The sequence below is a fragment of the Thiohalocapsa halophila genome (assembly GCF_016583825.1).
Lineage (GTDB): Bacteria > Pseudomonadota > Gammaproteobacteria > Chromatiales > Chromatiaceae > Thiohalocapsa > Thiohalocapsa halophila.
The window spans coordinates 1-12548 of the sequence record NZ_NRRV01000014.1; the positions used below are offsets into that span (position 1 = coordinate 1).

10 protein-coding genes are annotated in these 12548 nt (G+C 67.3%); 9 read left to right on the plus strand and 1 reads right to left on the minus strand.

From position 1 onward, the window contains the following. Positions 1-88 precede the first annotated feature (88 nt). Positions 89-1187, minus strand: a protein-coding gene (prfB, locus tag CKO31_RS07795; RefSeq protein ID WP_200235654.1) for a peptide chain release factor 2 whose coding sequence is annotated in 2 segments (ribosomal slippage) — positions 89-1111 and positions 1113-1187 — 1098 coding nt in all. Because the reading frame shifts where the segments join, the coding sequence is not laid out codon by codon here. A 150-nt stretch (positions 1188-1337) separates the two neighbouring features. Between prfB and CKO31_RS07800 the strand changes: the two genes are divergently transcribed. From CKO31_RS07800 to CKO31_RS07840, 9 genes are all read left to right on the plus strand, one after another. Then, the gene (locus CKO31_RS07800; RefSeq protein ID WP_200235656.1) at positions 1338-2078 is read left to right on the plus strand and encodes a transposase; all 741 of its coding nucleotides are present in this window, start codon (positions 1338-1340) and stop codon (positions 2076-2078) included. 266 nt (positions 2079-2344) lie between these two features. Beyond that, positions 2345-2656: a polyhydroxyalkanoic acid system family protein gene (locus CKO31_RS07805; protein ID WP_200235658.1), complete on the plus strand. Its 312-nt coding sequence runs from the start codon at positions 2345-2347 to the stop codon at positions 2654-2656. 352 nt (positions 2657-3008) lie between these two features. Next, the gene (locus tag CKO31_RS07810) at positions 3009-4853 is read left to right on the plus strand and encodes a cyclic-di-GMP receptor FimW-related protein (RefSeq protein WP_200235660.1); all 1845 of its coding nucleotides are present in this window, start codon (positions 3009-3011) and stop codon (positions 4851-4853) included. Positions 4854-5308: 455 nt separating this feature from the next. Continuing rightward, entirely contained in the window at positions 5309-6274 is a 966-nt protein-coding gene (locus CKO31_RS07815; protein WP_200235662.1) for a serine hydrolase, read from the plus strand. A gap of 299 nt (positions 6275-6573) precedes the next feature. Further along, positions 6574-7665, plus strand: a complete 1092-nt coding sequence (locus CKO31_RS07820; RefSeq protein ID WP_200235664.1) for an efflux RND transporter periplasmic adaptor subunit — start codon at positions 6574-6576, stop codon at positions 7663-7665. Continuing rightward, positions 7662-10820, plus strand: a complete 3159-nt coding sequence (locus CKO31_RS07825; RefSeq protein ID WP_200235666.1) for an efflux RND transporter permease subunit — start codon at positions 7662-7664, stop codon at positions 10818-10820. The genes CKO31_RS07820 and CKO31_RS07825 overlap by 4 nt, the downstream gene beginning before the upstream one ends. A gap of 149 nt (positions 10821-10969) precedes the next feature. Beyond that, the gene (locus CKO31_RS07830) at positions 10970-11320 is read left to right on the plus strand and encodes a DUF433 domain-containing protein (protein ID WP_200235668.1); all 351 of its coding nucleotides are present in this window, start codon (positions 10970-10972) and stop codon (positions 11318-11320) included. Beyond that, on the plus strand, positions 11301-11651 hold the full coding sequence (locus CKO31_RS07835) for a DUF5615 family PIN-like protein (RefSeq protein WP_200235670.1): 351 nt from the start codon (positions 11301-11303) through the stop codon (positions 11649-11651). Before CKO31_RS07830 ends, CKO31_RS07835 begins: the two co-directional genes overlap by 20 nt. 223 nt (positions 11652-11874) lie before the next feature. Further along, positions 11875-12249 carry an HVO_A0114 family putative DNA-binding protein gene (locus CKO31_RS07840; RefSeq protein ID WP_200235672.1) on the plus strand — a complete coding sequence of 125 codons (375 nt, stop codon included), beginning with the start codon at positions 11875-11877 and terminating at the stop codon, positions 12247-12249. The last annotated feature ends 299 nt before the right edge of the window (positions 12250-12548 follow it).

Sequence of the window (12548 nt, forward strand, 5' to 3'; positions counted from 1 at the left end):
TGCTGGGGGCTGGGGGCTGGGGGCGAGCTGCTGGTTCCTGGTGCTCAGCACCAAAGGTCCCAGCGCCTCGCACCTCGCACCTTGTCTTTCAAATTCCGCTCTTCAGACTTGCCTCGATGAACGGGTCCAGCCCGCCGTCGAGCACGGCCTGGGTGTTGCCCGTCTCGACATTGGTGCGCAGGTCCTTGATGCGGGACTGGTCCAGCACGTACGAGCGGATCTGGCTGCCCCAGCCGATGTCCGCCTTACTGTCTTCCACGGCCTGGGCGGTATCGCGGCGCTTTTGCATCTCCAGCTCGTAGAGCTTGGCCTTGAGCTGCTTCATGGCCTGGTCCTTGTTCTTGTGCTGGGAGCGGTCGTTCTGGCACTGCACCACGATGCCCGTCGGGTTGTGCGTGATACGCACGGCGGACTCGGTCCGGTTCACGTGCTGACCGCCGGCACCGGAGGCGCGGTAGACATCCACCCGCAGGTCCGCCGGGTTGATGTCCACCTCCACCGAGTCGTCGATCTCCGGCGACACAAACACCGCCGCAAAGGACGTATGGCGGCGGTTGCCGGAGTCGAAGGGCGACTTGCGCACCAGCCGGTGCACGCCGGTTTCGGTGCGCAGCCAGCCGAAGGCGTGGTCCCCCTGCACGGCGACGGTGGCGGATTTGATGCCGGCGACATCCCCCGGCGAGACTTCCATGAGCTCGGTCTTGAAGCCGTGGTTTTCCGCCCAGCGCAGGTACATGCGCAGCAGCATTTCGGCCCAGTCCTGCGCCTCGGTGCCGCCGGAGCCGGCCTGGATGTCCACAAAGGCGTTGGCCGCGTCCATCTCGCCCGAGAACATACGGCGGAACTCCAGCTCGCCGATACGCTGCTCGAAGCCCGCCAGGTCCGCGGCCACGGAGTCAATGGTGTCCGTGTCTTCCTCTTCCGCGGCCATTTCCAGCAGGTCCGCGGCGTCGCCGAGGCCGGCACTCAGCGCATCCATGGCTACCACGATGTCCTCAAGCGCGACGCGCTCGCGCCCGAGGCTCTGGGCCCGCTCCGGGTCGCTCCAGACCTCCGGCTCTTCGAGCTCGCGCAGGACCTCGGTCAGACGCTCCTGCTTACCCGCGTAGTCAAAGATACCCCCTCAGGGACTCAAGGCGCCCCTGGAGGTCGGCGATCTGCGCACGGATCGGGTTGATGTCTTGCATGATTGATCTCTCAACCGAGAAAACCGTCAATCATAACGCATCTAGGGTTTCAGCGGACAGGGCGAGTGCTCAGCGGCAGCGGCCAACAGGGACGTAACCGTCTGCTTGTCTATACTGAAAGCGTAGGCAGCAAACCGCAGGAGGCGCGCCATGGCCAGGCTACCGCGATTCATCCTCCCGGGTTATCCGCAGCACGTCATCCAGCGCGGCAACAACCGGATGACCATCCTCCACGACGAAGAGGACTACTGGGTGCTGTGGTCGACGTTGCGGGACGCAGCGGAGAAATTCGGCTGTGCTGTGCACGGATATGTGCTCATGCCGAGCCACTTCCACCTGCTCCTGACGCCGATGCACGGTAACGGTATCGGCAAGCTGATGCAGTACACTGGCCGCTACTACGTCCAGCATGCCAACCAGCGCTATGGGCGCACCGGCACCCTCTGGGACGGGCGCTACCGCGCCACGCTGGTGGAGCCCGACGCCCTCTTACTGGCGGTGACCCGTTACATCGAGCTGAACCCGGTGCGCGCCGGACTGGTGGACGCGCCCTCCGCCTATGAGTGGTCCAGCTATGTGGCCAATGCACTCGGCGCGGACGATGACCTCGTCGCGCCCCACCCGGCCTACCAGGCCCTCGGCGACGATGAGGCCGCGCGGCATGCCGCCTATGCCGACACCTTTGCGACGCCGCTGTCGCCAGCTTTCGTCCAACGCGTGCGGGACGCCACCAACAAGGCCTGGGTGCTCGGCAGCGACGCTTTCTGCTGCGATGTGGAGGGGAAGCTGAATCGCCGCACCCGTCCGCAGCCACGCGGTGGTGACCGCCGTTCCGCGGCCTTCCGCCGCGCGCTGGCCGAGCGCCGCCCTGCCTCCCGCGGCGCCAGTTGAGCCCAACCCTCGACACCACCACAGCCGCGACGATCTGTAATACCCTTGAGCGGTCTGCCGAGCGGACACCGTCGGGCTGCGCGCAAGCACCCGCGGCCATGAACCAGTGCCGCTGCCCCCGCCAGATAATCCCTGGCATGGAGTCGGCACGCGCCGACGCGCGGGAGAGCCCTGGCCGGCATTGGGGACGCGGCACCGCTGCGGGGTCGGCCCCGGCGAGGCGGCTGGCGCCAGATCGACGCGCACCACCGAGGAGGCCGAACAGCATGTCCAAAATCCATATCGTTCGCCAACACACGCTTTCGCTGGAGGATGCTCGGGCGGAGGTGGAGCGCATCGCACAACGCGTGGAGAGCGAGCTCGGCGCCGACTATGCCTGGGACGGCGACACCCTGAGCTTCGCCCGCTCCGGCATCTCTGGACACATCACCGTCACCGAAGACGCGCTCGATCTCACCATCCGCCTCGGTTTGCTCCTATCCGCCCTCAAGGGCCAAATCGAAGAGCAAATCGCATCCAAGGTGGACGAAACCCTGGCCGCTCGGGGTGCGGTGCCCCCGCCGGAAGACACAGACTGAGCGCCGCCGACGGCCCATCCCGCTGCGCCGCGCCCGACCCCGCAGCTCGCACTGGCACTGCGAGCAGCCCCCTGAAACTGTGATCGCCAGCACGCGCCGCCCGACCCGTGTCACCTAACCTTCGGACATGGGGCGCGAGCTGCGCCAATCGCGCCCGGTAGCACCAAAGACCAATAAGCCGAGACACGCCGTACGCAAGTGCGCGATGCTGTCAGCGGGGCCGACGTACAGCAACAACGGGGCGCGGCTGGTGCCGCCGAGCACGCCCTGCAAGCGGGCGCCCGGATCGGCCGGTGCCAGGCAACCAGCAGGCAGCGCAGCGCCTCTTCAGATACGCAACGGCTTGCGCCGGGTGAGCCCAAGCACCTCGGGCTTTGGGATGTTCTTCCGCAGTCAACCGCCGCAACCCAATCAGCTGGAGCTGAAGCTCGGTATCGCCTCCCCGACACAGTGGGGCAGCGGCAGTGTCGTGTCACCGGCGAAGCTGCTGCGCAACCTCGACGATGAGCTCGAGTCGCCGCAGCAGCTACTGCGAGAGGCCCTGTTCCAGGCCCGGTCTCTGAATCGCAGCTCCCTATCCGCAGGCAAGCGCCTGAAGCTCAGCGCGCGCCTGCAACAAAGGCTTTGGCCAACACTGGCCGCGGCGCGGGACGCGCTGCGCAATAATGAGTACGGAGTGCCGGAGCCAGAGCCACAGCGCGAGCTGCTGGATGCGGCCCAACAAGTCATCCATGCCCTCAGCGCCGGCTACCAGCTGGTGGTGGAGGCCGACTACCGCCAGGACGAGCGCCACGGTCGGGCGGAGCAAGCGCGCATTCTCGAGGCCGCTGTACGTGTGCTGGAGCTCACGCATCTTCACCAGCGCCTACGGGCGTTGCGCTTCCAACCGCTGCCGGCGCCTGCGTGGCAGGCAGCCAACACGCTGTTCTGCGTGCTCTGCCGCGCGAGCGCCCAGGAAGCGCCGGTGCCAGCGCTGTGCGACGACCGCCTGCTCCTCGATGCCGACGGCAGTACCCGAGCATTGCGGATCTACACCCTAATCCAAGCGTTCGGCCTCTTCGATTGCTTCACTTGGAGCAAGCGCCACCAACGCTTTCTGGACATTTACTGCGCCTCGCTTCCCAAGGCCCTGGTGATCAGCTATCAGCCGAAGGCCGCCATGGGTGGCATCGTGCGCTTCACCCACGCCCATCAGGACAGCCCACCAAGGCGCTCCGCCGCCGAGAACAGTGTCCATCGGGTGCTGATCGACTGTAACGGCCTCGCCGCGGCGCTGCGCCAGCACCAAGACGCCGGCCGCCAGCATCAGGCGTGGATGAGTGGGGCAAGCGCCGACTGCCTGGCCGGGCTACCGCCCCTGGCCCGGCGACCCATTCTGCGTACCATGCTGCGCAGCCTGGAGCACGGCGTTCCGCCGCACCAACCTCGGGAGCAAGAGCTGCTTCGCTGCGACTTCCGGCTGGAGACGGGCTTTGAGCGCACGCGTCAACACCTGCACACCGTGTTCACGAGCGACCCTGCCAAGCGGGCGGATCTCGCCAGCAGCACGCTCTTCGCAGCGCGCTCGGCGGCCCAGAGCGACGACGCCGATAGCGGCGCGGATACGCAGTGGCTGGTCCTCCAGCAAAGCGACCGGCATACCGTGGTCAGCACCCAGGAGACCCGCTACACCAAGCCGCTGGCGCTGGGTGCGCTCGCGGTCTACGGGATCGGCGACGAGGGCTTCATGCGCCCGGCCATTGGCGAGGTGGCCCGCATCGTGCGCCTGGAAGACGAAGGCCGGATCTTGCTGGGCATCGTGCGGCGCGCACGCTTCGCGACGCCGGTCAACGTCTTCGCGACCGTGGGACAAGACACCAGTGAAAACACCGCGGCCCAGGTGGCCTGTTTGTTGGCCTATGACGACGAGCTCGGCTGGTGCCTGATCTCCTCGCCGCGGAGCTCGCTGCCGCTGGCTTGCCCGATACAGATTCGGACCAAACAGCAGCACGTCGCCAGCCGTCTGCGGCGCCTGCATGCCATCACGCCGCACTTCATGTTGTTCGAGCTGGACGCGATGAAGCCGTGTCTGGCGACTCCCAGCTATCCAAGCGCGCGCCGCCGCTACCGCCAAGGCCGCATGGGAGCCTCCAGCCATAGAGCTGGCGTCGCCGAGCCCGTCGACGAGGTCCGCCGCACGCGCCGCAACGCCAGCTGAAGGGCCCTGCAACGTCGACGCCTGCCCGAGCCCGCGCTGTCTGGCCTCAGGCCCGAGTGCCGGCACGGCCACGACCGCCGGTCTTGACTCCGCCCGCGTGTGCAGACCAGGTGACGTCGCCAACGCTGCCAAAGGTCACACCGTTGGCAAAACCTCCTGTCCCGTTTCGCAGAGCCTCTTGTCCCGTTGTATCCGTTACAGCGCGGGTACGCGCGGCGCCGCCGGGCCCGGTGCAATGCTTGAGCAGCCAGTTTAAGAACATCCCAAAGTAGTCTGAGCTGCTGCGATTTTTTGAGATCCAATGCTCTTGTTTTTTGCACCGCCGCCGCCTATGCTGTAGCGGTGACAACAAGCAACTGGGGCCCCGTCCATCACCGGGGGAAACGCTGCCCGCGCCGGGCCGGCGTGGACGGGTGTCCTGCAGTCGGAGCAAGCCGGTAACGGGGGTAACCAGCATGCAAGGAATCCCGCAGGACCTTTGGGTCCACTCGAAAGACACCTTGGCCGACGGCGCCGCGCCGTCGCACCTAGACCGCCGCAGCTTCCTCGCGCTCTCCGCTTTGGCCGGTGGGGGCCTCGTCTGCGGGCTGCCAAGCATCGCCACCGCTGCCCGGGGGCCAACGCTTCAGGCGGAGCTGGTCGGTTTGGTCAAGCGCTTGCGCGCCGAAGGCAAGATCCGCTGGGACGAAAAAACGTCCTGGTCCGTCTACGACTTCACCGGCCGCAAGAAGCTCGTCTCCGTCAACGAAGAGGAGCCTCGGCAAGCCGCGAGCATGCTGAAGCCCTTCGTCGCCCAGGCCTTTTTCTACACCCTGGGCGACAGCGGCGGGCGCCTTCAGTACAGCGCCGGCATCCGTGACACCATGGAGCACATGATCCGCAAGAGCAGCAACACGGCGACGACAGAGATCATGCAGCTGGTAAGCCGCCACAACGGCAACATGGGGCCGCGGGCTACGGAGCACGTGCTGAAGCGCCACGCCCCGCAGGTCTTCCGCCAGACCAGCATTGTCGAATACATCCCAGCGAACGGCCGCACCTATCGCAACAAGGCGTCGGCCCGGGACTACAGCCGCTTCCTGTATGCCCAATGGCATCGGCAAATGCCCTACTCTGCCGAGGTGTTGGACATCATGTCTCTGCCTAACCACGACCGCATCACCCGCGGCGTCAGCAACATGCCATCGGACGTGCGCGTCTACGACAAGACGGGCTCCACGGCGATGCTCTGCGGCAACATGGGCATCATCGAGTGCCAGGACCGTCGCGGGCGCCCGCGGCCGTACACCTTTATCGGCATCATCGAGAAAGCCAGCCGCACCAACTACTACGGGCGCTGGATCACCAACCGCAGCAACGCCATGCGGGAGGTCTCGAACCTCGTCTACAACTACATGCGGGGCCAGCACCGCCTGGTCTGAGACACAGCGCCGCCGCGCCCGTGCCCACGGCAGCGCTGCGGGCGGCGCTTCCTTAGTTGAGCAAGCTTGGGCCCCGCTGGCGCGGGGCCTTTTTGTGCGCGCCTGCCATAGCCAACGCCGGTGCAAGCTCCTACCGGACCCGAGGGGCGGAAGTCCGCACCGGGACACCAGCAGCCAACGTCCTCAGCGCCGCTGCTGCGGCGTGCATCTCCGCGGGGGCCTCTTTCACCGGCGCCGCGCGCCCCCAATTGGCAAGGCTTCGCGGTAACCTCCGCCGCGTCACCATCACCTTTGCCCTCATGCCCATCTTGCTCGCGTTGCTCCTCCTCTCGCCCGCAGCCGCACTCGCCGCGGGCCCGGATGTCATCGTCGCCGAGGCTCGGTCCGAGCCCTGGGCCGATCGCACCGAAGCGCTCGGCACCCTGCGCGCCAACGAGTCCGTGGTGATTACCGCCACTGTGACCGAGACCATCTCGGACGTCCATTTCGACGACGGCCAGCGAGTGGCGACGGGCGACGTTTTGGTGGAGATGACCAGCGCCGAAGAGGATGCTCTCCTGGAGGAGGTCCGGGCGCGCGTGGCCGAGGCGGAGCGCCAATACCAGCGCGTGCAGTCCCTGGCCGAGCGCGGCTCGGCCTCGGCCTCCCTGCTGGATGAGCGCCGGCGGGATCTGGACACGGCCCGGGCGTCGTTGGTCGCGGTGGAGTCCCGGCTCAAGGACCGTGTGGTGAAGGCCCCCTTCGCCGGGGTGGTCGGCCTGCGCAACATCAGCTTAGGCGCGCTGGTGGAGCCGGGTGACGTCATCACAACGCTGGACGACGACCGCATCATGAAGCTCGACTTCACGGTGCCGAGCGTCTTTCTGCCATCGCTGCGGCCGGGGCTTGCGATCGAGGCCCGCGCCCCGGCGTTGGGGGAGCAGGCGTTCGTTGGCGAGATCAGCGCCGTGGACACCCGCGTGGACCCCGTGACCCGCTCGGTGCAGGTTCGCGCCCTGCTGCCGAACCCGGAGCGGGTGCTGCGCCCGGGGCTCCTGATGCGCGTGGAGCTGCTGCGCAATCCGCGGCAGTCCCTCACCGTTCCGGAGGAGGCCCTGCTGCACCGGGGCGACGATCACTTCGTGCTGGCGCTGGCGGAAGGCGAGGACGGTGCGGCCATACCCGAGCGCCGCCAGGTGCAGATCGGCGCCCGCCGGCCCGGCTTCGTCGAGATCACAGGCGGACTGGCGGCCGGCGAGCGCGTCATCACCCACGGCAACGACAAGGCCAAGCCCGGCGAGCCGGTGACCGTCATGGCCGTGGACGACGGCACCCGCCCACTCGCCGAGCTGCTGGCGCAGAGGCCTGCGGCCGACGCCGAGGATCGCCCAGCGGCAGAGACCTCAGAATGATCCTCTCCGACGTCTCGGTCCGTCGCCCGGTGCTGGCGACGGTGCTGTCGCTGCTGCTGGTGGCCTTCGGGCTGGTAGCCTTCGACCGGCTGCCGCTGCGCGAGTACCCGGACATCGACCCGCCGGTGGTGTCCGTGGACACCGTCTACCCGGGCGCCGCCGCCAACGTGGTGGAGACCCGCATCACCCAGCTGATTGAGGACCGCATCGCCGGCGTGGAGGGCATCGAGACCATCGAGTCCGTGTCCGAGGACGGGCGCTCCACCATCACCATCGAATTCGGCATCGGCCGCGACATCGACGGCGCCGCCAACGACATCCGCGACCGGGTCTCCGGCATCCTGGACCAGCTGCCGGTGGAGGCGGAGCCGCCGGACATCCAGAAGGTGGACAGCAGCGACGATGTCATCATGTGGCTCAACCTGGTGAGCGAGGGCATGACCGTCCCGGAGCTCACCGACTATGCCCGACGCTACCTGGTGGACCGCTTCTCGGTGCTGGACGGCGTCGCGCGGGTGCGCGTCGGCGGCGACCAGACCTATGCGATGCGGGTCTGGCTGGACCGCAATGCGCTGGCCGCACGCGGGCTCACCGTGGCGGACATCGAAAGCGCGCTCAGGGCCGAGAACGTCGAGCTGCCGGCGGGCAGCGTCGAATCCCTGGAGCGCCAGTTCAGCGTCCGCACCGAGCGCAACTTCCAGACCCCGGAGCAGTTCGCGCGCCTGGTGGTGGCCCGCGGCGAGGACGGCTATCTGGTGCGCTTGGGCGATGTCGCGCGGGTGGAGCGCGGCACCGAAGAAGACCGTACGGTCTTCCGCGGCAACGGCGTGCCCATGATCGGGCTCGGCATCATCAAGCAGTCCACCGCCAACACCATCGCCGTCGCCGATGCGGCCAAGGCCGAGATGGCGCGCCTCAACCCGACCCTGCCCGAGGGCATGGAAATCAAGCAGTCCTACGACACCTCGGTGTTCGTCAAGGACGCCATCAAGGAGGTCTACAAGACGCTCGGCATCGCCATCGCGCTGGTGGTGCTGGTGATCTTCCTGTTCTTAGGGTCCTTGCGCGCCATGCTGGTGCCGGCGGTAACGGTGCCGGTGTCGCTGGTGGCGACCTTCACGGTGCTGCTGATGCTCGGGTTCTCGGTGAACATTCTCACCCTGCTGGCGCTGGTGCTGGCCATCGGCCTGGTGGTGGACGACGCCATCGTGGTGCTGGAGAACATCCACCGGCGCATGGAGCAGTACGGCGAGACCCGGCTCGTGGCCGCCTACCGCGGCACCCGGCAGGTGGGCTTCGCGGTCGTCGCGACCACCGTGGTGCTGGTGGCCGTGTTCGTGCCCATTGCCTTCCTGCAGGGCGACGTGGGGCGGCTGTTCTCGGAGTTCGCGCTGACCATGGCGGCGGCGGTGACCTTCTCCACCTTCGTCGCCCTGTCCCTGTCGCCGATGCTGGCGTCGAAGATTCTCCCCAAGTCGACCCAGAGGTCCACACGACGGGCGAGCCTGAGCACCGGCGTGGACTGGGTGTTCGAGCGGGTACGGCGGGGCTATGGCGTGCTGCTGCGGTTCTTCCTGCGCCAAAAGTGGCTCGTCGGGCTGCTGTTCGCGGCCACCGTCGCCGGGGCCTGGTGGCTCTTCGAGCAGATCCCGCAGGAGTACGCCCCGCAAGAAGATCGCGGCGCCTTCTTCGTGCTGGTGAACGGCCCCAAGGGCGCCGCCTTCGGCTACATGGAAGAATACATGGACGAGATCGAGCGGCGCCTGCTGCCCTATGCCGAGTCCGGCGAGGCCATTCGCGTCCTGATGCGCACACCCCGCGGCTTCGGCGGCGGCGACAGCTTCAACACCGGCATCGTCATCATGGTCATGGCGCCCTTCGGCGAGCGGCGCTCCACCTTCGCCATCATGAACGAGATCCGCGCCAAGCTCGGCGACCTGCCCGGCGTGCGCGCCTTCCCCGTCATGCGCCAGGGCTTTGGCGCCCGCATCGCCAAGCCGCTCCAGTTCGTCATCGGCGGCGGCACCTATGAGGAGCTCGCCGCCTGGCGCGACCGCCTGCTCGCCGAGATCGACGCCTCCAACCCCGGTCTCATCGGCATCGACTGGGACTACAAAGAGACCAAGCCGCAGCTGCGGGTCGAGATCGACTACGACCGCGCCGCGGACTTAGGGGTCACCGTCAGCACCATCGGCCGGACGCTGGAGACCATGCTCGGCTCGCGCAAGGTGACCACCTACATCGACGCCGGCGAGGAATACGACCTGATCCTGGAGGGCGAGCGCGACGCCCAGCGCACCCCGGCGAGCCTGCAGAACATCTACGTCCGCTCCGAGCGCAGTGGCGAGCTGATCCCGCTCTCGAACCTGGTGCGCGTCACCGAGATGGCGGACTCCAATGCGCTGAATCGCTACAACCGCATCCGCGCCATCACCATCGAGGCCAACCTCGCCGACGACCTGGCGCTCGGCGACGCGCTAGCCTACCTGGAGGATCTGGTCGCCGAGCACCTGCCGGAGCAGGCCGTGGTCGACTACAAGGGCCAATCGCAGGACTTCAGAAGCTCCGGCGGCGGCATCCTGTTCGTCTTCCTGCTCGGCGTCGCCGTGGTCTACCTGGTGCTCGCCGCCCAGTTCGAGAGCTGGGTACATCCGTTCGTGATCATGCTGACGGTGCCGCTGGCCATGGCCGGCGCGCTGCTCGGGCTCTGGGTGACCGGGCAGACGCTCAATATCTACAGCGAGATCGGGCTGATCATGCTGGTGGGCCTGTCGGCCAAGAACGGCATCCTCATCGTCGAATTCGCCAACCAGCTTCGCGACCAGGGCCACGCCTTCCGCGACGCCCTGCTGGAGGCCGCCGACGTGCGCCTGCGCCCCATCGTCATGACCGGCATCACCACCGCCGCCGGCTCCATTCCGCTCCTCATCAGCACCGGCGCCGGCGCCGAGACCCGGGTGGTCATCGGCACCGTGATCCTCTCCGGCGTGCTCGCCGCCACCCTGTTCACGCTCTTCGTCGTGCCCGTGGCCTACGACCTGCTGGCCAGGCGCACCGGCTCGCCGGGGGACGTGGCGCGGCGGTTGGTGCGGGAGGAGACGCTGACAGCACCGGCTGCGGTGGTGGGTCGGGAATCCTCTGAATTGGCAGGCTGACACTGGTGTGCCAGACTCGATGAAGCTCAGCGAGACATCGCGGTCTGGCGCGTGGTGACCTGCGAGCCGGGCCTGCTCCACTCGGATGTCGGCGGCTGTGCAAACTCCAAGGCAACCGAACTGTCGCCAACCCATAAGGCGGAGCTGATATGCAAGCGGCACTGAAGCGTTTTCCACCCCCGGTCCGCGAAGACGCGCACGGCGTACTGCGTGTCGCCGGCTCCCGCGTCACGCTCGACGCGCTCGTTGAGCTGTTCGACCAAGGCGCCGGCGCCGAGGACATCGCGCTGGCCTTCGAGTCCCTGGAACTGCACCAGGTGTATGCCGCCTTGGGCTGGTACCTGGCCAATCGCGCCGCGCTCGACAGCTACCTCCGCGCCCAGGCCGACGCGCGCGGCGCGGCGCGGGAGGAGGCCCAGCGGCGCTGTCCTCCCGCCGCATGGCGCAGCCGCCTAGCTGTGCGCATACGCGGTCGACGCGATGCTCCGGCTGCTGGCTGACGAGAATCTCAACGCCCACATCGTCAGGGGCCTGCGTCGGCGGCTCGACGGCTTGGACCTTGCAACCGTGCAATCCTTGGGGCTCGCGGGCGCGGATGACCCTGCCGTGCTGCAGGTGGCCGCCGAACAAGGCCGGGTGCTTGTGACCCAGGATGTTCAAACCATGACGCGCTTCGCCTTCGAGCGCGTCGATGCCGGGTTGAGTATGCCCGGGGTCATCGAGATTGTCGCTGGCGCGGCACTCGGGGTCGTCATCGATGAGCTCGCCATCCTCGTCGAAGCGAGCGAAGTGGCTGAATGGGAAGGCCAAGTCGTCTATGTGCCCTTGTAGCCATCTATCGCGAGCGACCCTGTTCACGCTCTTCGTCGTGCCCGACTCGATCAAGCCGAGCGCGACATCGCAGGCGGGCACGTGGTGGACTACGAGCCCGGCCTGCTGGACCGATTGAGTGACGAGATCGGCGATGGCCCCGTCGAGCCTGCCGCTCCGTGAGCACGTTGCGTCTGAGCCGAGGCGCCATCGCCATCGACGATTTCTTTCGCGAGGTGGAGCGATGGGATCAACAGAAGCGACAAGACGACGACTGACGATCACCGTCGATGCCTACTGGCGCGGCGCCCTGCGTGAGGCGGCGTCAGCCGCGTTTTCTGCTGACTCGTACATGGGCGAAACCCTCAACTTCGAGACGTCGGCGACGTTCTTCGGCCGGCTGATCGGACAGCGTTGGAGGCTGCTTCAGGTGCTGCAACGGGAGGGCGCGTTGACCATTGATGCGCTGGCGTTGCGTGCCGGGCTGCCGGCCGAGACCATCGGCGGGGACGTCTCAGTGCTGCTGGAGCTTGGGCTCGTCGAGCAGGCGGCCGATGGGCGCCTGAACTGTCCGTTCGCCGACATCCATGTCGATATGCATCTGCGCGAGGCGATCTAGGCGTCAACTTGCACACGAGATGCGAGCGCCTGCGCCGCGGGCTCACATTCAGCACCGGCCCGCGACTTTGCGCTGAGACTCATGCTCATCGACCGCCAACGACTTCTCGCGCTCCGGTAAGACCATGAAAGCTCTTTACGTCGCCATGCAGGACCCGGATTCCCGCCGCTGGGCACCAGTTGCGCGGCTGCGTAGGGAAAACGAGCATTACCTGTTCGACTACAAGCGCGGCCCGATCCCGACGCGCCGATCCAGTATCGCTTGCTCTGCCGCCTCTCGGCGCCCTGGCCGACACAGTT